The organism is Limimaricola cinnabarinus (genome assembly GCF_002723615.1).
GTDB lineage: Bacteria > Pseudomonadota > Alphaproteobacteria > Rhodobacterales > Rhodobacteraceae > Limimaricola > Limimaricola cinnabarinus_B.
This window is the reverse complement of sequence record NZ_KZ304963.1, coordinates 73,148-94,203: the sequence shown is the minus strand read 5'-3', so window position 1 is coordinate 94,203 and position 21,056 is coordinate 73,148. Positions and strand designations below refer to the sequence as shown.

General features: G+C 66.9%; 17 protein-coding genes and 1 tRNA gene. 15 read left to right on the top strand and 3 right to left on the bottom strand.

The window, feature by feature from the left end; all coding sequences use genetic code 11:
* Window positions 1-150: 150 nt before the first annotated feature.
* Window positions 151-840 (bottom strand): lysophospholipid acyltransferase family protein, encoded by a 690-nt coding sequence (locus CJ301_RS12880; RefSeq protein ID WP_099277798.1) that lies wholly within the window; start codon window positions 838-840, stop codon window positions 151-153.
* A gap of 131 nt (window positions 841-971) precedes the next feature.
* Here CJ301_RS12880 and CJ301_RS12875 point away from each other — a divergent pair.
* The 11 genes from CJ301_RS12875 (at window position 972) to CJ301_RS12825 (ending at window position 15,157) form a co-directional block, all read left to right on the top strand.
* Window positions 972-1,047 (top strand) — tRNA-Trp (locus tag CJ301_RS12875).
* Between the two features lie 79 nt (window positions 1,048-1,126).
* A complete protein-coding gene (gene secE, locus CJ301_RS12870) occupies window positions 1,127-1,327 on the top strand; it encodes a preprotein translocase subunit SecE (RefSeq protein WP_162620516.1) in 201 nt (66 codons plus the stop codon).
* Between the two features lie 201 nt (window positions 1,328-1,528).
* Window positions 1,529-2,062: a transcription termination/antitermination protein NusG gene (nusG, locus tag CJ301_RS12865; RefSeq protein ID WP_099277796.1), complete on the top strand. Its 534-nt coding sequence runs from the start codon at window positions 1,529-1,531 to the stop codon at window positions 2,060-2,062.
* Window positions 2,063-2,132: 70 nt separating this feature from the next.
* Window positions 2,133-3,404 carry a glycosyltransferase family 4 protein gene (locus CJ301_RS12860; RefSeq protein WP_099277795.1) on the top strand — a complete coding sequence of 424 codons (1,272 nt, stop codon included), beginning with the start codon at window positions 2,133-2,135 and terminating at the stop codon, window positions 3,402-3,404.
* A 193-nt stretch (window positions 3,405-3,597) separates the two neighbouring features.
* Entirely contained in the window at window positions 3,598-4,050 is a 453-nt protein-coding gene (gene rplK / locus CJ301_RS12855; RefSeq protein ID WP_099277794.1) for a 50S ribosomal protein L11, read from the top strand.
* 4 nt (window positions 4,051-4,054) lie between these two features.
* Window positions 4,055-4,756, top strand: a complete 702-nt coding sequence (gene rplA, locus CJ301_RS12850; protein ID WP_099277793.1) for a 50S ribosomal protein L1 — start codon at window positions 4,055-4,057, stop codon at window positions 4,754-4,756.
* Window positions 4,757-5,010: 254 nt separating this feature from the next.
* Entirely contained in the window at window positions 5,011-5,523 is a 513-nt protein-coding gene (gene rplJ / locus CJ301_RS12845; RefSeq protein ID WP_099277792.1) for a 50S ribosomal protein L10, read from the top strand.
* A 69-nt stretch (window positions 5,524-5,592) separates the two neighbouring features.
* Window positions 5,593-5,967: a 50S ribosomal protein L7/L12 gene (gene rplL, locus CJ301_RS12840; RefSeq protein ID WP_099277791.1), complete on the top strand. Its 375-nt coding sequence runs from the start codon at window positions 5,593-5,595 to the stop codon at window positions 5,965-5,967.
* A gap of 243 nt (window positions 5,968-6,210) precedes the next feature.
* Window positions 6,211-10,350: a DNA-directed RNA polymerase subunit beta gene (gene rpoB, locus CJ301_RS12835; protein WP_099277790.1), complete on the top strand. Its 4,140-nt coding sequence runs from the start codon at window positions 6,211-6,213 to the stop codon at window positions 10,348-10,350.
* A gap of 72 nt (window positions 10,351-10,422) precedes the next feature.
* The gene (rpoC, locus tag CJ301_RS12830; protein ID WP_099277789.1) at window positions 10,423-14,664 is read left to right on the top strand and encodes a DNA-directed RNA polymerase subunit beta'; all 4,242 of its coding nucleotides are present in this window, start codon (window positions 10,423-10,425) and stop codon (window positions 14,662-14,664) included.
* A 139-nt stretch (window positions 14,665-14,803) separates the two neighbouring features.
* Window positions 14,804-15,157, top strand: coding sequence for an SH3 domain-containing protein (locus CJ301_RS12825; RefSeq protein ID WP_099277788.1), 354 nt, complete (start codon window positions 14,804-14,806; stop codon window positions 15,155-15,157).
* 4 nt (window positions 15,158-15,161) lie between these two features.
* Here the strand turns inward: CJ301_RS12825 and CJ301_RS12820 are convergent, their stop codons facing one another.
* Together CJ301_RS12820 and CJ301_RS12815 are read right to left on the bottom strand one after the other, a co-directional pair.
* On the bottom strand, window positions 15,162-16,160 hold the full coding sequence (locus tag CJ301_RS12820) for a glycosyltransferase family 2 protein (RefSeq protein ID WP_099277807.1): 999 nt from the start codon (window positions 16,158-16,160) through the stop codon (window positions 15,162-15,164).
* A 95-nt stretch (window positions 16,161-16,255) separates the two neighbouring features.
* Window positions 16,256-17,392: a TauD/TfdA family dioxygenase gene (locus CJ301_RS12815; RefSeq protein WP_099277787.1), complete on the bottom strand. Its 1,137-nt coding sequence runs from the start codon at window positions 17,390-17,392 to the stop codon at window positions 16,256-16,258.
* A gap of 479 nt (window positions 17,393-17,871) precedes the next feature.
* On the opposite strand from CJ301_RS12815, the gene rpsL reads away from it, so the two are divergent.
* From rpsL to CJ301_RS12795, 4 genes are all read left to right on the top strand, one after another.
* Window positions 17,872-18,243, top strand: coding sequence for a 30S ribosomal protein S12 (rpsL, locus tag CJ301_RS12810; protein ID WP_017930005.1), 372 nt, complete (start codon window positions 17,872-17,874; stop codon window positions 18,241-18,243).
* A gap of 14 nt (window positions 18,244-18,257) precedes the next feature.
* Window positions 18,258-18,728: a 30S ribosomal protein S7 gene (gene rpsG / locus CJ301_RS12805; RefSeq protein ID WP_017930006.1), complete on the top strand. Its 471-nt coding sequence runs from the start codon at window positions 18,258-18,260 to the stop codon at window positions 18,726-18,728.
* Window positions 18,729-18,745: 17 nt separating this feature from the next.
* Window positions 18,746-20,869 (top strand): elongation factor G, encoded by a 2,124-nt coding sequence (gene fusA, locus CJ301_RS12800; protein ID WP_099277786.1) that lies wholly within the window; start codon window positions 18,746-18,748, stop codon window positions 20,867-20,869.
* A gap of 61 nt (window positions 20,870-20,930) precedes the next feature.
* Window positions 20,931-21,056 (top strand): GTP-binding protein (locus CJ301_RS12795; protein ID WP_254050150.1); only part of this gene is annotated, 126 nt, incomplete at its 3' end.

Genomic DNA, 21,056 nt, shown 5'->3' with positions numbered 1-21,056 from the left:
GATCCGCGAAGGCGGCCGCACCGTCGGCGCCGGCGTGGTGTCGAAAATCGTCGAGTGATGCGATCCCGGGCGGCCCCGTGCCGCCCGAAGCGACCATCATCCAAGGGCCGCCCCCCCGGGGCGGCCCTTTTCGTTGCCCAAGGCGAAAGATCAGGGACCCGGCGGCAGGCCGAGCATCGCGTCGGCCTCGGCGGTCGCGGCATCGAGCCCGGCCTTCATCGAGGCCCGCGCCGCCTCGCGCGCCGCCGCGTCCGCCTTGCGCGGCATCGCCCCCTCCCAGGCCCGGAACACCACCGCGCCGCGCCCGCCCGGCCGCGGCAGCAGGAGCCGGTCCCAGCTTTGCGCGCGGCTCTGCCGCTCGGTGGAGAAGGCATAGAAGAAGACGGGCCGCCCGGAGATTCGCGCCCAGTCGAGCGGCGGGTCGTTCACCTCGCCCGCGGGGCCGAGCGGGCCGTCGGCGGTGATGCCGATGCTGGCGCCCGCGCGCAGCCGCTCCATCACCATCCGCGACATGGCGAGATTCGACAATCGGCGCGACATCGCCACCGGCGTCAGCCCGCGGCGGCGATGCGTGTCGCCGGCGATTCGCGCGATCGGGGAGGTGTCGTGCAAGGTCGAGAGATCGCCCGCCCAGGCCGGCCAGTGGAACGGCCCGAGCATCAGCCGCGAATGGCGCAGCACCAGAAGGATCGGCCCCTCGGCCAGCGCCGCGCGCAAGTCCTCCTCGCCGCGCGTTTCCCACTCCGTGCGCCGCTGCACGCGGGCCAGCCAGCCATGGGCGAGGCCTCCCATGCCACGGGTCACGGCGCGGCTCTTGGCCAGTCTCTTGCCGAGCGACATGGGCTCTCCTCCGGGGCTTGCGCCGCGCATCTTGCAAGCGCCCGCCGCGAGGGCAAGGGCAGGGGGTGCGAGAATGCCTCTCGGGGCCTCTTGATCCCGCCGCGGATTGGGATTAGTCGGGGGGCGGTCCTAGGGGTATAGCTCAGTTGGTAGAGCATCGGTCTCCAAAACCGAGGGTCGTGGGTTCGAGTCCCCCTGCCCCTGCCAGGACCACCGCGGCGCGCCCGCTTGCAGATCGCGCGGCGTCCGCGTATGTCCCGCATCGATCCCTCGAAAGGTGAAGATGATGGCCAGAACCAACCCGCTCCAGTTCGCGCAGCAGACCCGCGCCGAGATCGCCAAGGTGGTCTGGCCCACGCGCCGCGAGGTGGTTTTGACCACGGTGATGATCTTCATCCTCGCCGCCGTCGCCGCGCTGTTCTTCAGCCTCGTGGATCTGGGCATCCGCTCGGGGCTCCAGGCGGTGCTCGAGGGCTTCGCGGGCTGATCCGCGCGGCCCGGGGCTTGGCCCGGGGCATGGGATGCGCGGGGCTTGAACTGCGGCGCGCCGGGCGCTACTGACCGGCGGACTTGGCCGAACGGCGCGCGGGTGCGCGCCGCTTTGCCGTTTGAGCGGCCCCGATCGGGGCCGGGGAATTTCAACGAGGCTCCGGCGTTTCGCCGGCTGCGACGGAAGGTGTCGGGCAACATGGCGAAACGCTGGTATTCGGTTTCCGTGCTCTCGAACTTCGAGAAGAAGATCGCCGAGCAGATCAGGACCAAGGTGGCAGAGCAGGGGCTCGAGGACGTCATCGACGAGGTGCTGGTCCCCACCGAGGAAGTGATCGAGGTCCGCCGCGGCAAGAAGGTCTCGACCGAGCGCCGCTTCATGCCCGGCTACGTGCTGGTGCACATGGAGATGTCCGACAAGGGCTATCACCTCGTCACCTCGATCAACCGCGTCACCGGCTTTCTGGGGCCCCAGGGCCGCCCGATGCCGATGCGCGACGCCGAGGTCGAGGCGATCCTGGGCCGCGTGCAGGAGGGCGAGGAAAGCCCGCGCACCCTGATCCGCTTCGAGATCGGCGAGAAGGTGAAGGTCAAGGACGGCCCCTTCGAGGATTTCGACGGCATGGTCGAGGAGGTCGACGAGGACAACCAGCGGCTCAAGGTCACCGTTTCCATCTTCGGCCGCGCCACCCCGGTGGAGCTCGAATTCACGCAGGTCGCGAAACAGGGCTGAGCCCCGGCTTGACCGCCCGCGCGCGGGCGGTCACGGTTCCCGGGCCTGAGCGCTGCCCGGAGACCGCCCCATGAAGATCGTCCTCGTCTCCTCCAATGCCGGCACCGAGATGGGCGGCGAGGCGATCAAGGCGCATCAGTATTTCGACTACCTGCTGCGGCAGGGCTTCGACGCCGTGCTGCTGACCCATGCGCGGGGCCGCGCCGGTCTCTTGCGCGATTTTCCCGCCGAACGCCTCGTCTTCGTCGAGGACGGCCCGTGGCAGAAGGCGCTCTGGCACAGCCGGATCGGCGCGCCGCTGGTCTCGACCTGCTTTCACCTTCTCGCCGCGCGCGAGATCCGGGCGCGCTTCGATCCCGAGACCACGCTCCTGCATTATCTCTGCCCCGTCTCCCCGGTCGAGCCGCGCTTTCCGCCGCGCGGCTTCGAGGTGCTGATGGGGCCCTTCACCGGCAATATCCACTACCCCCCCGCCTTCGCCGCGCGCGAGGCGCCGCGCCGCAGGCTCGGCGCATGGCTGCACCGCCCGGCGCAGCGGCTTTTGTCGCGCATCGCCCCCGACAAGCGGCGCGCGCGCCACGTGCTGGTCTCGGGCTACGAGCGGACCCGCGCCTCGCTCGGCTGGGCCGGGGTTTCGCCCGGGCGGATGAGCGACGTGGTCGATTCGGGCGTCTCCGAGGCGATCGCGGCGCGGCCGCGGGCGCGGCATGCGGGCCGCTGCGACAGCTTCGCCTGCTCGGGCCGGCAGGTCGATCACAAGGGCACCGATCTGGCGATTCGCGCCGTGGCCGAAAGCCGGGAGGGCGCGCGGTTGACCGTCTATGGCGATGGTGCGGCGCGGCCCGGGCTGGAGGCGCTGGCGCGCGATCTGGGCGTGGCCGACCGGGTGCGCTTCGCCGGTTGGCGGCCGCATGGCGAGGTTCTGGCCGGCATCGCCGCGGCGCGGGGCTATGTCTTTCCCTCTCTGGCCGAGGCCAACGGCATCGTGATGCAGGAGGCGATGATGCTCGGCGTGCCGGTGCTGGCGCTGCGCTGGGGCGGGCCGGGGCGGCTCGCCGACGAGCAATCGGCGCTTTATGTCGCGCCGACGAGCGAGAGGGCGGTGATCGAGGGGCTGGCCGCGGGCATGGACCGGCTGATCCGCGAGCCGCTTCTGGCCGAAACGATCTCGCGCCGGGCCCGCGCCATCGCCGAAGAGCGATTCGGCTGGGAGACGGTCGCGGCCTCATGGGCCGCCCATTATCCCGAGGCCGCCCGGCCCGGGGCGGCGGTTGAGCGGGAAACGGCCTGCCTTGCGCCAGCGGCCCCGAAGGGGCAGGGGGCGGAAGCGCAGCGGGCTTGACGTCCCCCCGCGAGGGGTCTATGCGACGACCTTCCATTGCGCCGGCCCGCGGGCCGGACCCTTGGTGGCGACCGGATCGAAGATGATTCGCGCCGCATGCGGGAGGCAGGAAGGGCGCGCCCTTCACGCCGCACCGCACCAACCGATGACCGTAGGAACGCGTTCCGGCGGTGTTGCGATAAGGAGAGGCCCGATGGCCAAGAAAGTGATGGGGCAGCTGAAGCTCCAGGTGAAGGCAGGCGAAGCCAACCCCTCCCCGCCGGTCGGCCCGGCGCTGGGTCAGCGCGGCATCAACATCATGGAGTTCTGCAAGGCCTTCAACGCGAAGACCGCGGACATGGAAAAGGGTTCGCCCTGCCCGACCGTGATCACCTACTACCAGGACAAGTCCTTCACGATGGAGATCAAGTCGCCGCCGGCGTCGTTCTTCCTCAAGAAGGCCGCCGGCCTGAAGCCCGTCGGCAAGCGCAACCGCGCCAAGGGTGCGACCGCGCCCGGCAAGGAGACCGCCGGCACCGTGACGCTCGCCCAGGTGCGCGAGATCGCCGAAGCGAAGATGAAGGACCTCAACGCCACGAGCGTCGAGGGTGCGATGCAGACCGTCCTTGGCTCCGCCAAGTCGATGGGTATCGAGGTGAAGGGCTAATATCATGGCAAAACTCGGTAAACGCACCCGCGCCGCCCGCGAGGCCTTCGCCGGCAAGGAGAACGTCCAGCTCTCCGAGGCCGTCTCGCTGATCAAGTCGAACGCCTCCGCGAAATTCGACGAGACCGTCGAGATCGCGATGAATCTCGGCGTCGATCCGCGCCACGCCGACCAGATGGTCCGCGGCTCGGTCACCCTGCCCAACGGCACCGGCAAGACCGTGCGCGTCGCCGTCTTCGCCCGTGGCGAAAAGGCGGAAGAGGCCAAGAAGGCCGGGGCCGACATCGTCGGCGCCGAAGACCTGATGGAGACCGTGCAGTCCGGCAAGATCGAGTTCGACCGTTGCATCGCGACGCCGGACATGATGCCGATCGTCGGCCGCCTGGGCAAGATCCTCGGGCCCCGCAACCTGATGCCGAACCCCAAGATCGGCACCGTCACCATGGACGTAACCGAGGCCGTGAACGCGGCCAAGGGCGGCCAGGTGCAGTTCCGCGTCGAGAAGGCCGGCGTGATCCATGCCGGCATCGGCAAGGCCTCCTTCGACGAAGCCAAGCTCGAAGAGAACATCCGCGCCTTCGTGGATGCCGTCTCCAAGGCGAAGCCCGCGGGCGCCAAGGGCACCTACCTCAAGAAGGTGGCGCTGTCCTCGACCATGGGCCCGGGCGTCACCGTCGATCTGGCCTCGGCCACCGGCGCGGCCTGAGAGATTTCCCCCGGCCTTCGGGTCGGGGCGAATGGCGGGGCGTTCGCGCCCCGTCCTGTCCGAGACGGAGGGCAGGGGGAAACCCCGCTAAGGCCTTCCCGAGATGGGAAACGAGAGTTGGATTTCCGTTCGGAAGCATCGCGCTTTCCTTCGGGCGATCACGGCCTCGGGACCCTGAAGCGGACCCGAACGGCCCCCGGACGATCAGGGGGTCAGACAGAGCCGGGGGGAAACCCCCAAACTTGGAGTAAACCGTGGATAGAGCCCAGAAAGAGAAAGTGGTCGAGGAACTCGGCCAGATCTTCGAAAGCTCTGGCGTCGTGGTGGTTGCCCACTACGAAGGCATGACGGTTGCCAATATGCAGGACCTGCGCGCGAAGATGCGCGAAGCTGGCGGGTCCGTGCGCGTTGCCAAGAACAAGCTCGCCAAGATCGCCCTTGAGGGGAAGCCCTGCGCAAGCATCGCCGACTACCTCACGGGCATGACCGTGCTCTCCTATTCCGAAGACCCCGTGGCAGCTGCCAAGGTGGTCGACGCCTATGCGAAGACCAACGACAAGCTGGTCATCCTCGGCGGCGCGATGGGAGACTCGGCTCTGGATCCGGCCGGTGTGAAGGCCGTGGCCCAGATGCCGTCGCGTGAGGAGCTCATCGCTTCGATCGTCGGCTGCATCGGTGCCCCGGCATCGAACATCGCCGGTGCCATTGGCGCGCCCGCAAGCAACATCGCAAGCATTCTCTCGACTGTCGAAGAGAAGGCTGGCTGAGGCATCCCGTACACCTCGGGGGTTGAAAGCCCCCGCGTTGGAACACACTTGAACGAACGGAAAAGTAAAATGGCTGATCTGAAGAAACTCGCCGAAGAGATCGTTGGTCTGACCCTCCTCGAGGCGCAGGAACTGAAAACCATCCTCAAGGACGAGTATGGCATCGAGCCCGCCGCCGGCGGCGCCGTGATGATGGCTGGCCCGGCTGGCGATGCCGGCGCTGCCGAAGAAGAGAAGACCGAGTTCGACGTCGTCCTGAAGGACGCCGGCGCTCAGAAGATCAACGTGATCAAGGAAGTCCGCGGCATCACCGGCCTCGGCCTGAAGGAAGCCAAGGACCTCGTCGAGTCCGGCGGCAAGATCAAGGAAGGCGCGCCCAAGGCGGAAGCCGAAGAGATCAAGTCGAAGCTGGAAGCAGCCGGCGCCAAGGTCGAGCTGGCCTGATTTCGGCGGGCGCGCCCGGCGCGCCACGCCCCATGAATTGGCTGGATCCGCGCTTTCGCGGGTCCAGCCGAACCCGTCTTGGAAGGGGGCCGCGCGCGGCCCCCGTCTCGGGCAGGTTCCACGGTCGGGAGGTCTTCGGTGGGACGAAGATCGCGAATGGACCGGAACTCCCCTCTCGCAAGGATGCCGTGGCCTTCCCCGCCGGCCCGGTGATCCGCAGAGACCTGAAAGGTGACGACACCCATGGCTCAGTCCTTCCTCGGCCAGAAGCGTTTGCGCAAATATTACGGCAAGATCCGCGAAGTGCTGGAGATGCCGAACCTCATCGAGGTGCAGAAATCCTCCTATGACCTGTTCCTGAAATCGGGCGACCAGCCCGAGCCGACCGACGGCGAGGGCATCAAGGGCGTCTTCCAGTCGGTCTTCCCGGTCAAGGACTTCAACGAGACGGCGACGCTCGAATTCGTGAAATACGAGCTCGAGCGCCCGAAATACGACGTCGAGGAATGCCAGGCCCGCGACATGACCTACAGCGCGCCGCTCAAGGTGACGCTGCGGCTGATCGTGTTCGATGTCGACGAGGACACCGGCGCCAAATCCGTCAAGGACATCAAGGAGCAGGACGTCTTCATGGGCGACATGCCCCTGATGACCCAGAACGGCACCTTCATCGTCAACGGCACCGAGCGGGTCATCGTCTCCCAGATGCACCGCTCCCCGGGCGTGTTCTTCGATCACGACAAGGGCAAGACCCATTCCTCGGGCAAGCTGCTCTTCGCCTGCCGGATCATCCCCTATCGCGGCTCCTGGCTCGATTTCGAATTCGACGCCAAGGATCTCGTCTTCGCGCGCATCGACCGCCGCCGCAAGCTGCCGGTGACCACGCTTCTCTACGCGCTGGGTCTCGACCAGGAAGGCATCATGGATGCCTATTACAACACGGTCGATTACAGCTTCGACAAGAAGGCGCAGGCCTGGGTCACGAAGTTCTTCCCCGAGCGCGTGCGCGGCACCCGCCCGGCGCATGACCTCGTGGACGCCGCCACCGGCGAGGTGATCGCCAAGGCCGGCGACAAGGTCACGCCGCGCGCCGTCAAGAAGCTGATCGACGAGGGCCGCGTGACCGACCTGCTCGTCCCCTTCGGCAGCATCGTCGGCAAGTTCGTCGCCCGTGACATCATCGACGAGGACACCGGCGCGATCTATGTCGAGGCCGGCGACGAGCTGACCCTCGAGACCGACAAGAACGGCGACGTCACCGGCGGCTCCCTCAAGGAGCTGATGGATGCGGGCTTCACCGAGATCCCGGTGCTCGACATCGACAACGTCAATGTCGGCCCCTACATCCGCAACACCGTCGCCGCCGACAACAAGGCCTGGAACCGTGAGACCGCTCTCATGGAGATCTACAAGGTCATGCGTCCGGGCGAGCCGCCGACCGTCGACGCCGCCTCGGCGCTGTTCGACACGCTGTTCTTCGATGCCGAGCGCTACGATCTCTCGGCCGTGGGCCGGGTGAAGATGAACATGCGCCTCGACCTCGATGCCGAGGACACCCAGCGCACGCTGCGCCGCGAGGACATCATCGCCTGCATCAAGGCGCTGGTCGAGCTGCGCGACGGCAAGGGCGAGATCGACGACATCGACCACCTCGGCAACCGCCGGGTGCGCTCGGTCGGCGAGCTGATGGAAAACCAGTACCGCGTGGGCCTCCTTCGCATGGAGCGCGCGATCAAGGAGCGCATGTCCTCGGTCGAGATCGACACGGTCATGCCGCAGGACCTGATCAACGCCAAGCCCGCGGCCGCCGCGGTGCGCGAGTTCTTCGGCTCGTCGCAGCTGTCGCAGTTCATGGACCAGACCAACCCGCTGTCGGAAGTCACCCACAAGCGCCGTCTCTCGGCGCTCGGGCCGGGCGGTCTGACGCGCGAGCGCGCGGGCTTCGAGGTGCGCGACGTGCACCCGACCCATTATGGCCGGATGTGCCCGATCGAAACGCCGGAAGGCCCGAACATCGGCCTGATCAACTCGCTCGCCACCTTCGCGCGGGTGAACAAGTACGGCTTCATCGAGACCCCCTACCGCAAGGTGGTCGAGGGGCAGGTGACTGACGAGGTGAACTACCTCTCGGCCACCGAGGAAATGCGCCACACCGTGGCGCAGGCCAACGCCTCGCTCGACGAGAACGGCAAGTTCACCAATGATCTGGTCAACACCCGCCAGTCGGGCGACTACATGCTCGCGCCCTCGGAAAGCGTCGACCTGATCGACGTGTCGCCGAAGCAGCTCGTCTCGGTCGCGGCCTCGCTGATCCCGTTCCTCGAGAACGACGACGCGAACCGCGCGCTGATGGGCTCGAACATGCAGCGTCAGGCCGTGCCGCTGCTGCAGGCCGAGGCGCCGCTGGTCGGCACCGGCATCGAGGAGGTGGTCGCGCGCGATTCCGGCGCCGCCATCATGGCGCGCCGCGGCGGCATCATCGACCAGGTGGACGCCACCCGGATCGTGATCCGCGCCACCGAGGATCTCGAGCTCGGCGATGCCGGGGTCGACATCTACCGGATGCGCAAGTTCCAGCGGTCGAACCAGAACACCTGCATCAACCAGCGCCCGCTGGTGAAGGTGGGTGACCGGGTCCAGAAGGGCGAGGTCGTCGCCGACGGCCCCTCGACCGATATCGGCGAGCTGGCGCTCGGCAAGAACGTGGTCGTCGCCTTCATGCCGTGGAACGGCTACAACTACGAGGACTCGATCCTGATCTCCGAGCGCATCGTGCGCGACGACGTCTTCACCTCGATCCACATCGAGGAATTCGAGGTCGCCGCCCGCGACACCAAGCTCGGGCCGGAAGAGATCACCCGCGACATCCCCAATGTCGGCGAGGAGGCCCTGCGCAACCTCGACGAGGCGGGCATCGTCTATATCGGCGCCGAAGTGGGGCCGGGCGACATCCTCGTGGGCAAGATCACCCCCAAGGGCGAAAGCCCGATGACGCCGGAGGAGAAGCTTCTCCGCGCCATCTTCGGCGAAAAGGCCTCCGACGTGCGCGACACCTCGCTGCGCCTGCCGCCGGGTGATTTCGGCACCATCGTCGAGGTCCGGGTGTTCAACCGCCACGGCGTCGAGAAGGACGAGCGCGCACTGCAGATCGAGCGCGAGGAAGTCGACCGTCTGGCGCGCGACCGCGACGACGAGCTGGCGATCCTCGACCGCAACATCTATGCGCGTCTCAAGGACCTGATCTCGGGCAAGACGGCCGTGAAGGGCCCGCGCGGGGTCAAGTCCGGCTCGGTGATCGACGACGAGCTTCTGGGCACGCTGAGCCGTGGCCAGTGGTGGCAGCTCGCCCTCGAGGACGAGGACGACGCCAAGATCGTCGAGGCGCTGAACGAGCAGTACGAGATCCAGAAGCGCACGCTCGACGCGCGCTTCGAGGACAAGGTCGAGAAGGTCCGCCGCGGCGACGACCTGCCGCCGGGCGTGATGAAGATGGTCAAGGTCTTCGTCGCGGTGAAGCGCAAGCTTCAGCCGGGCGACAAGATGGCCGGCCGTCACGGCAACAAGGGCGTCATCTCCCGCGTCGTGCCGATGGAGGACATGCCGTTCCTCGCCGATGGCACGCCGGTCGACTTCTGCCTCAACCCGCTGGGCGTGCCCTCGCGCATGAACGTCGGCCAGATCCTCGAGACCCATATGGGCTGGGCCGCGCGCGGCCTCGGCATCCAGGTCGACGAGGCGCTGCAGGAGTATCGCCGCTCGGGTGATCTCACCCCCGTGCGCGAGGCGCTGCGCATCGCTTATGGCGACGATGTCTACGAAGAGGGCATCGAAGGCATGGACGAGGCGCGCGTCACCGAGATCGCGTCCAACGTGCAGCGCGGCGTGCCGATCGCCACGCCGGTCTTCGACGGCGCCAAGGAGCCCGATGTCAACGACGCGCTGACCCGCGCCGGCTTCGACCATTCGGGCCAGTCGGACCTGTTCGACGGCCGCACCGGCGAGAAGTTCTCGCGCAAGGTGACGGTGGGCGTGAAGTACCTGCTCAAGCTGCACCACCTCGTGGACGACAAGATCCACGCGCGGTCGACCGGGCCGTACTCCCTCGTCACCCAGCAGCCGCTGGGCGGCAAGGCGCAGTTCGGCGGCCAGCGCTTCGGCGAGATGGAGGTCTGGGCGCTCGAAGCCTACGGCGCCGCCTACACGCTGCAGGAGATGCTGACCGTGAAGTCGGACGACGTGGCGGGCCGGACCAAGGTCTATGAGAGCATCGTCAAGGGCGAGGACAACTTCGAGGCCGGCGTGCCGGAATCGTTCAACGTCCTCGTGAAGGAAGTCCGGGGCCTCGGCCTCAACATGGAACTCCTGGACGCGGAGGACGAGTAACGGCGTCTTTCAGCCGCCCCGGGACACCGGGGCGGCACGCCGTCGCCCTCTGCCTAGATTCAAGGATTTGAAATGAACCAGGAACTCACGAACAACCCGTTCAATCCGCTGACCCCGGCCAAGACCTTCGACGAGATCAAGGTGAGCCTCGCGTCCCCGGAAAGGATCCTCAGCTGGTCCTTCGGCGAGATCAAGAAGCCCGAAACCATCAACTACCGCACGTTCAAGCCCGAGCGTGACGGCCTGTTCTGCGCGCGCATCTTCGGTCCGATCAAGGACTACGAATGCCTGTGCGGCAAGTACAAGCGCATGAAGTATCGCGGCGTCGTCTGCGAGAAATGCGGCGTCGAGGTGACGCTGCAGAAGGTCCGCCGCGAGCGCATGGGCCATATCGAGCTGGCAGCCCCCGTGGCCCATATCTGGTTCCTGAAGTCGCTTCCCTCCCGGATCGGCCTCATGCTGGATATGACCCTGCGCGATCTGGAGCGTATTCTCTACTTCGAGAACTACATCGTCATCGAGCCGGGCCTGACCGACCTGACCTATGGCCAGCTGATGAGCGAGGAGCAGTTCCTCGACGCGCAGGACCAGTACGGCGCCGACGCCTTCTCCGCCAATATCGGCGCCGAGGCGATCCGCGAGATGCTGGCCCAGATCGACCTCGAAGGCGAGGCCGAGCAGCTGCGCGCCGACCTCAAGGAGGCCACCGGCGAGCTCAAGCCCAAGAAGATCATCAAGCGCCTGAAGATCGTCGAAAGCTTCATTGAGAGCGGCAACCGTCCCGAGTGGATGGTCCTGACCGTGATCCCGGTGATCCCGCCCGAGCTGCGCCCGCTGGTGCCGCTCGATGGCGGCCGCTTCGCGACCTCGGACCTCAACGACCTCTATCGCCGGGTGATCAACCGCAACAACCGCCTCAAGCGGCTGATCGAGCTGCGCGCGCCGGACATCATCGTGCGCAACGAAAAGCGGATGCTGCAGGAATCGGTCGACGCGCTGTTCGACAACGGCCGCCGCGGCCGCGTCATCACCGGCGCCAACAAGCGCCCGCTGAAGTCGCTGTCGGACATGCTCAAGGGCAAGCAGGGCCGCTTCCGCCAGAACCTTCTGGGCAAGCGCGTCGACTTCTCGGGCCGCTCGGTCATCGTGACCGGCCCGGAGCTGAAGCTGCACCAGTGCGGCCTGCCGAAGAAGATGGCGCTCGAGCTGTTCAAGCCCTTCATCTACTCGCGGCTTGAGGCCAAGGGCCTGTCGTCGACCGTGAAGCAGGCCAAGAAGCTGGTGGAAAAGGAGCGTCCCGAGGTCTGGGACATCCTCGACGAGGTGATCCGCGAGCATCCCGTCATGCTCAACCGCGCGCCCACCCTGCACCGTCTCGGCATCCAGGCCTTCGAGCCGCAGCTGATCGAGGGCAAGGCGATCCAGCTTCACCCGCTGGTCTGCTCGGCTTTCAACGCCGACTTCGACGGCGACCAGATGGCCGTCCACGTGCCGCTCTCGCTCGAAGCGCAGCTCGAAGCGCGCGTTCTGATGATGTCCACGAACAACGTGCTGTCGCCCGCCAACGGCGCGCCGATCATCGTGCCGTCGCAGGACATGGTCTTGGGTCTCTACTACACGACCATCATGCGTGAAGGCATGAAGGGCGAGGGCATGTCCTTCAACTCGATCGAGGAAGTCGAGCACGCGCTCACCGCGGGCGAGGTGCATCTGCATGCGCGCATCACCGCGCGGATCAAGCAGATCGACGAAGAGGGCAACGAGGTCGTCAAGCGCTTCGAGACCACGCCGGGCCGCCTGCGCCTCGGCGCGCTGCTGCCGCTCAACGCCAAGGCGCCGTTCGAGCTTCTGAACCGTCTTCTGCGCAAGAAGGAAGTCCAGCAGGTCATCGACACCGTCTACCGCTATTGCGGCCAGAAGGAATCGGTCATCTTCTGCGACCAGATCATGTCCGCGGGCTTCAAGGAGGCCTTCAAGGCGGGCATCTCCTTCGGCAAGGACGACATGGTCATCCCGGACTCCAAGTGGTCGCTGGTCGACGAGACCCGCGAGCAGGTCAAGGATTTCGAGCAGCAGTACATGGACGGCCTGATCACCCAGGGCGAGAAGTACAACAAGGTCGTGGACGCCTGGTCGAAGTGCAACGACAAGGTCACCGAGGCCATGATGACCACCATCTCGGCCAACAAGCGCGACGAGAACGGCGCCGAAGCCGAGCCGAACTCGGTCTACATGATGGCCCATTCCGGTGCGCGTGGCTCGGTCACCCAGATGAAGCAGCTGGGCGGGATGCGTGGCCTGATGGCCAAGCCCTCGGGCGAGATCATCGAGACGCCGATCATCTCGAACTTCAAGGAAGGCCTGACCGTGCTCGAGTACTTCAACTCGACCCACGGCGCGCGGAAAGGCCTGTCGGACACCGCCCTGAAGACCGCGAACTCGGGCTACCTGACCCGTCGTCTCGTCGACGTGGCACAGGACTGCATCGTGCGCGAGCATGACTGCGGCACCGAGCGCGCGATCACCGCGGAAGCGGCGGTCAATGACGGCGAGGTCGTCTCGCCGCTCTCCGAGCGCGTGCTGGGCCGGGTTTCGGCCGACGAGGTGCTGGTGCCGGGCTCCGACGAGGTGCTGGTCAAGGCGGGCGAGCTGATCGACGAGCGCAAGGCCGACATGATCGAGCAGGCGGCGGTGCAGAAGATGCGCATCCGCAGCCCGCTCACCTGCGAGGCCGAGGACGGCGTCTGCGCCATGTGCTACGGGCGTGACCTCGCGCGCGGCACCATGGTCAACCAGGGCGAGGCCGTGGGCATCATCGCGGCGCAGTCGATCGGTGAGCCGGGCACCCAGCTCACCATGCGGACCTTCCACATCGGCGGCGTGGCGCAGGGTGGCCAGCAGTCCTTCCTCGAGGCGAGCCAGTCGGGCAAGGTCGAGTTCCGCAACGCCAACCTTCTCGAGAACGCGGCGGGCGAGCAGATCGTCATGGGCCGCAACATGGTCATCGCGATCATGGGCGAGGATGGCGAGGAGCGCGCCAGCCACAAGATCGGCTACGGCACCAAGGTCTTCCTCAAGGAAGGCGCGGATGTCACGCGCGGCGAGAAGATGTTCGAATGGGATCCCTACACCTTGCCGATCATCGCCGAGAAGGCCGGTACCGCCAAGTTCGTGGATCTCGTCAACGGCATCGCCGTGCGCGAGGACACCGACGACGCCACCGGCATGACCCAGCGGATCGTCACGGATTGGCGTTCGGTGCCCAAGGGCAACGAGCTCAAGCCCGAGATCCTGATCGTGGGCGAGGATGGCGAGCCGGTCCGCACCGACAGCGGCAACCCGGTGACCTACCCGATGTCGGTGGACGCGATCCTGTCGATCGAGGACGGCCAGCAGGTCCAGGCCGGCGACGTGGTGGCGCGGATCCCGCGCGAGGGTGCCAAGACCAAGGACATCACCGGCGGTCTGCCGCGGGTGGCGGAACTGTTCGAGGCCCGTCGTCCCAAGGACCACGCCATCATCGCCGAGATCGACGGCTATGTGCGCTTCGGAAAGGACTACAAGAACAAGCGCCGCATCGCCATCGAGCCCGCCGAGGAAGGGCGCGACAAGGTCGAGTACATGGTGCCCAAGGGCAAGCACATCCCGGTGCAGGAAGGCGACTTCGTGCAGAAGGGTGACTACATCATGGACGGCAACCCCGCGCCGCACGACATCCTCGCCATCATGGGCGTCGAGGCGCTCGCCGATTACATGATCGACGAGGTGCAGGACGTCTATCGACTGCAGGGCGTGAAGATCAACGACAAGCACATCGAGGTGATCGTTCGCCAGATGCTGCAGAAGATCGAGATCTCGGACTCGGGCGAGAGCACGCTGCTGAAGGGCGAACACGTCGACAAGGCGGAGTTCGACGAGGCCAACGAGAAGGCCATCTCCAAGGGCGGGCGTCCCGCGCAGGGCAGCCCGGTGCTGCTCGGCATCACCAAGGCGTCGCTGCAGACCCGCAGCTTCATCTCGGCGGCCTCGTTCCAGGAGACCACCCGCGTGCTCACCGAAGCCTCGGTGCAGGGCAAGCGCGACAAGCTGGTGGGTCTCAAGGAGAACGTCATCGTCGGCCGCCTGATCCCGGCCGGCACCGGCGGCGCGACCACCCGCGTGCGCAAGGTCGCCCATGACCGCGACCATTCGGTGATCGAGCAGAAGCGCGAGGCGGCCGAGCAGGCCGCGGCGCTGGCCGCGCCCTCCGAGGCGCCGATGTCGGACGATCAGTTCGACACGATCACGGCCCGCGACGAGGACAGCCGCGACTGATCCTTCGCTCTTTCGGGGCAAAGAGGGCGGGGCCCCCGGGAAACCGGGGGCCCCGCTTGCGTTGCGCGGGCTCGCCTCCGCCCCCGCGATGCTGTAGCCTGACGCAAGGAGAACGACGCTGTCAGACGAGGATCGCCGCATGACACGTTCACATCTCGCCACCGCGCTGCGCATGGCCGCGCTCTGCACCCTCGGGGCCGCCGCGCCCGCCGCCGCCCAGCCGCTCGACGTCCCCTTCGACACCTATTGCCCGCCCGACGCCCAGGCTGCCTGCTTCGGCGCGGCGACCGTGATGGGGCTCGATCCCAACGGCGACGGCTTTCTCGCCGTGCGCACCGGGCCGGGGACGCAGTATCCGATGATCGCCAGGATCCATAATGGCGACCGCGTCGGCACCTATGGGGGCGTCGGCGGCTGGTACGCCATTTCCTTCGGCCCCGGCGACCGGCTCGGCTGGGCGCATGGCAACTGGCTGGGCAACCACATTCCCTGAAGCCTCAGCCCGCCGCCTCCGCCGCCTCGATCGCGGCCTGCCAGCGCGGATCCTCGCGCGGCGCGCGCCCCTGATGCGCGCAGAGCCGCGCCACCAGATCGGCGCAGCACAGATGGTGCAGCCGCGCGACACCGGGCAGCGCCATCGCCTCTGCATGGACCCGGTCGAAGGCCGCGGCATGGGCGAGCGCGGCGAGGTCGCGCCGCCCGTTGCGGTCGCGCCGCTCGAAGAAGGTCTGGGTGTAGCGGTCCTTGGCGGCGGTGGCCGAGAGCGTGCCGCGCTTCATGTCGTATTGCTCGTGCGAGCGCAGCACGTAGTGGTTCATCTGCGCGTAGCGATGCGTCACCTGCCCGACATCGGTGTAGCGCACCGGATGCGGTTCGGTGAGCAGCTCCTCGACGATCCGCCCCTCGCTGTCGACGATGCGGTTGGCGCCGCGGTCCCACGTGCCGTCGAACTCCCATGGCATGTGGTCGCTCCAGCGCCCGAAGCGGTGCGGCGTGCGAAACAGCGTCTTGACCATGACATTGACGGGCCGGGCCGACGGCCCCCTGCGGCGGAACTGCCGATGCACCAGCCCGGGCTGGTAGCGCTTCCAGCCGCCGGTGCCGAAGCATTGCCAGTGGAACGCCACGCCGAGGAAACCGCGGCCCAGATCGTCGAGATAGGAGGAGATCGTCCCGTCGCCCCGGTGCAGCACGAGAAACTCGTCGACATCGCAGATCAGCAGCCAGTCGGTGCGCGCGGTGGCGGGATGGCGGCGCGCATGGGCATGGGCCGATTGCTTGGGCGGCATGCCGTCGGGCGGGCGATGCTCGAACCATTCGAGCCAGCCGGCCTTGGCAAAGGCGTCGAGCAGGGCGGGGGAGCGGTCGGTGCAGTCATTGACGCCCACCAGGATCTCGAAGCCCATCATCCGGTACCACGAGATCCATTCGACCAGGAACGCGCCCTCGTTGCGCATGCCGGCGAAGACGAGAAAGCGTTCGGCGTGGTCTGTCATGGGGCGATGATGCAGGCATTGCCGGGCATCGTCCATCCCGCGCCGGGGGGGAGGGCGCACTGCGCCCTCCCGCCATGGTCTCGGGCGGCGTCGTCTCAGGCGGCGTCGGGCCGCGCGGCGGCACGCGCCAGCACCCGCAGGCGGCTGTCGAGCTCGCCGCGATCGACATAGCAGCCGCGCAGGTGGCGAAAGCCGGTGGAGGGGTCGAAGGCGGCGCGGCCATGCAGCACGCGGCGGTTGTCGAACACCACCATCTCGCCCGCCTTCAGCTTCAGCGTCACGAGATAGGCCGGATCGCGCGTCATCTGCATCAGCCGGCGATAGGCGGCGTAGTAGTCCGGCATGATCGCCGGGTCGATGTCGAGGATGTCGGCGAGATGGGCGTTGAAGCAGATCTCCTCCACCCGGCCGTCGCGCCCGCGCCGGATCACCGTCTTGCGCGCGCGGATGTCGGTTCCGGCGTCGTGGAAGCGGAACGGGATGTCGACCGTGGCCAGAAGCTCGAAGGCGTCGGGGTTCTCGCGGGCGAGATCCTCGGCCACCGCGACCCCGTCGCAAAAGACCGAACCGCCGCCCTCGGCCTCGTTGGCCAGGCAATGCAGGAACTGCCAGCCCGGCGGCAGCTCCTGGTTGGTGAGGTCGGTGTGCAGCGGCAGCGCCTCGGAGGTATAGGCGAGGTTGTTGGGATCGGGCTTGGAGACGACCTCGAAGGTCAGGCCGAAATTGGTCTCGCGCAGGAAGCCGATCCGGCGCGCGACCGCGCAGCCCGCCTCCGTGTCGTCATCGAGCCCCTCGACGATCGACAGGCCATAGGCCTTGCTGCGGCGCAGCCAGTCCGCGAACGCCGCGTCGTCGCGCATCACATCGGCCGCGCGGGCGCGCGGCACGCCGCCCGCCCCGAGATCGCCGCGCCACGGCATGGCGGGCACGGCCGCCGGGTCGGGCCGCGCCGCGCCGGGGCGATTCTCGCGCAGCCAGCCGAGGTCGAAGCGGCTGGTCCCGGCGCCGCCCTGCCAGTCGATCACGAGGGACGCGCCCTCGATCCGCGCCGCCTCGGGCGCAAGCTCGAGCGGCACCGAGGTCAGGTCGAAGACCCGCTCTCCGGTGGCCGGGTGAAACCCCGCCGGGTCGGTGTCGCGCAGCCAGATATAGGGGAAGGCGTGGCTTTCGCCATCGGCCCAGTCGAGCAGAAGTTGCCGCGCTTCGAGGCGCGGTGTGGCCATGTCGGTCATGGAAATCTCCGTTATGTCAGGCAGAAAGGGACGGCGCGGCGCGCCGGGGCGGCGGCCACCAGTCATAGGCCTTGGCGAAGGGATGGCCCGGGCGTCGCCCCAGCACCACGCACAGCCTCCGCGCGGCCCCTTTCGGATCCTGCGTAACGGTCATGGCGACAGGGCTATCACGGGGCAGGGGCGGTGTCAGCAGGGCTTGCCGCGCGGGGCCGGGCAGGCGCAGTTGACACCTCGCGCGACTCCCCCTATACGGCCACCACTTGGGCAGGGGGCAGTCCGCTTTCCGCCCTGATATCAGAGCTGAAGTGGTCACGATCCGGGCCAAGTGCCCCGATCCTCTGGAGACCCACCGCATCGTGTCCGGAAGAGGGGCGCGTTCGCGGGTTTTTGTGCTTTACGGACGCGTGAAGTGCGAGGAATCGAAATCGGCGGGCCGTCCGGTCCGTGACACATGTGCAGGAAACGGGGAAAGACGCCCAATGCCAACGATCCAGCAGCTGATCCGCAAGCCGCGGCAGCCGAAAGTCACCAAGTCCAAGTCGCAGCACCTCGAGTCCTGCCCGCAAAAGCGTGGCGTGTGCACCCGGGTGTATACCACGACGCCGAAGAAGCCGAACTCGGCCATGCGGAAGGTCGCCAAGGTGCGCCTGACCAATGGCTTCGAGGTCATCAGCTACATCCCGGGCGAAAGCCACAACCTTCAGGAGCACTCCGTGGTCCTGATCCGTGGCGGCCGGGTCAAAGACCTTCCGGGCGTCCGTTACCACATCCTCCGCGGCGTGCTTGACACCCAAGGGGTCAAGAACCGCAAGCAGCGCCGCTCGAAGTACGGCGCGAAGCGTCCGAAGTAAGGAGAGAGAGCGCCATGTCGCGTCGTCACGCCGCCGAGAAACGTGAGATCCTGCCCGATGCCAAGTTCGGCGACCGGGTTCTCACCAAGTTCATGAACAACCTGATGATCGACGGCAAGAAAGCCGTCGCCGAGCGCATCGTCTACAACGCGTTCGACCGGGTCGAGAGCCGCCTCAAGAAGGAGCCCGTCGAGGTGTTCCACGAGGCGCTCGACAACATCAAGCCGTCGGTCGAGGTGCGTTCGCGCCGCGTCGGCGGTGCGACCTACCAGGTCCCCGTCGAGGTCCGCCCCGAGCGCCGCGAGGCGCTGGCGATCCGCTGGCTGATCGATGCCAGCGCCAAGCGCAACGAGAACACCATGGAAGAGCGTCTCGCCGGCGAGCTGCTCGATGCGGTCAACGGCCGCGGCACCGCGGTGAAGAAGCGCGAAGACACCCACAAGATGGCCGACGCCAACAAAGCGTTCAGCCACTACCGCTGGTAAGCGGAAGGAGCACCGATATGCCTCGCGACTATCCTCTGCAGCGTTACCGCAACTTCGGCATCATGGCCCACATCGATGCCGGCAAGACCACCACGACCGAGCGGATCCTGTTCTACACCGGCAAGTCCCACAAGCTCGGCGAAGTCCATGACGGCGCCGCCACCATGGACTGGATGGAGCAGGAGCAGGAGCGTGGCATCACGATCACCTCCGCCGCCACCACCACCTTCTGGCAGCGCCAGGAAGACCCGACCGCCGAGGGCACGTCCGACACGAAGTTCCGCTTCAACATCATCGACACCCCCGGCCACGTCGACTTCACCATCGAGGTCGAGCGTTCGCTCGCCGTGCTCGACGGCGCGATCTGCCTGCTCGACGCCAATGCCGGCGTCGAGCCGCAGACCGAGACCGTCTGGCGCCAGGCCGACCGCTACAAGGTTCCGCGCATCGTCTTCGTCAACAAGATGGACAAGATCGGCGCCGACTTCTTCAACTGCGTGAAGATGATCAAGGACCGCACCGGGGCGACCCCGGTTCCGATCGCCCTGCCGATCGGCGCCGAGGACAAGCTCGAGGGCATCGTCGACCTGATCAAGATGGAAGAGTGGGTCTGGAAGGGTGAAGATCTGGGCGCGTCCTGGGTCCGTCAGCCGATCCGTGCCGAGCTTCAGGACGTCGCCGACGAGTGGCGCGCCACGCTCATCGAGAATGCCGTCGAGCAGGACGATGACGCGATGGAGGCCTATCTCGAAGGCCAGGAGCCCGACGAGCCGAAGCTGCGCGAGCTGATCCGCAAGGGCACGCTGTCGCTCTCCTTCGTGCCGGTCGCCGCGGGCTCCGCGTTCAAGAACAAGGGCGTGCAGCCCCTGCTGAACGCGGTCATCGACTTCCTGCCCTCGCCGCTCGACGTGCCCGCCTATATGGGCTTCTCGCCGGACGACGAGACCGAGACCCGCAACATCCCGCGTCATGCCGACGACTCCGAGCCCTTCTCGGGCCTGGCGTTCAAGATCATGAACGACCCCTTCGTGGGCTCGCTGACCTTCACCCGGATCTATTCGGGCGTGGTGAGCAAGGGCGACACCATGATGAACTCGACCAAGGGCAAGCGCGAGCGCGTCGGTCGGATGATGATGATGCACGCCATCAGCCGCGAAGAGATCGAGAACGCCTATGCGGGCGACATCATCGCGCTGGCCGGTCTGAAAGAGACCACCACCGGCGACACGCTGTGCGACCCCAACAAGCAGGTCGTGCTCGAAACGATGACCTTCCCCGATCCGGTGATCGAGATCGCGGTCGAGCCCAAGACCAAGGCCGACCAGGAGAAGATGTCCGCCGGCCTGCAGCGTCTCGCGGCCGAGGACCCCTCCTTCCGCGTCGAGACCGATCTCGAATCGGGCCAGACGATCATGAAGGGCATGGGCGAACTTCATCTCGACATCCTGGTCGACCGCCTCAAGCGGGAGTTCAAGGTCGAGGCGAATATCGGCGCGCCGCAGGTGGCCTACCGCGAGACCATCGGTCACGCCGTGGAGCACACCTACACCCACAAGAAGCAGTCGGGTGGTTCGGGCCAGTTCGCCGAGGTGAAGCTGTCGATCATGCCGACCGAGCCGGGCGAGGGCTACTCGTTCGAATCGAAGATCGTCGGCGGCGCGGTGCCCAAGGAATACATCCCGGGCGTCGAAAAGGGCATCAAGTCGGTGATGGACTCCGGTCCGCTGGCGGGCTTCCCGGTGATCGACTTCAAGGTCGAGCTCCTGGACGGCAAGTTCCACGACGTGGACTCCTCGGTTCTCGCCTTCGAGATCGCTTCGCGGATGTGCATGCGTGAAGGTCTGCGCAAGGCCGGCGCCAAGCTGCTCGAGCCGATGATGAAGGTCGAGGTGCTGACGCCCGAGGAGTATACCGGTGGCGTCATCGGCGACCTGACCTCGCGTCGGGGCCAGGTGCAGGGTCAGGACACGCGCGGCAACGCCAACGTGATCGACGCCTTCGTGCCGCTCGCCAACATGTTCGGCTACATCAACACGCTGCGGTCGATGACCTCCGGTCGCGCCCAGTTCTCGATGCAGTTCGATCATTACGAGCCCGTGCCGCAGAACATCTCGGACGAGATCCAGAAGAAATACGCGTGACGGTCGGCGGGGCCTTCGGGCCCCGCCCTCACGACGCCAGACACATTTGAAGGAGCCAATCATGGCGAAGGCAAAGTTCGAACGCACCAAACCGCACGTGAACATCGGGACCATCGGTCACGTGGACCACGGCAAGACCACCCTGACCGCGGCGATCACCAAGTATTTCGGTGATTTCCAGGCCTAT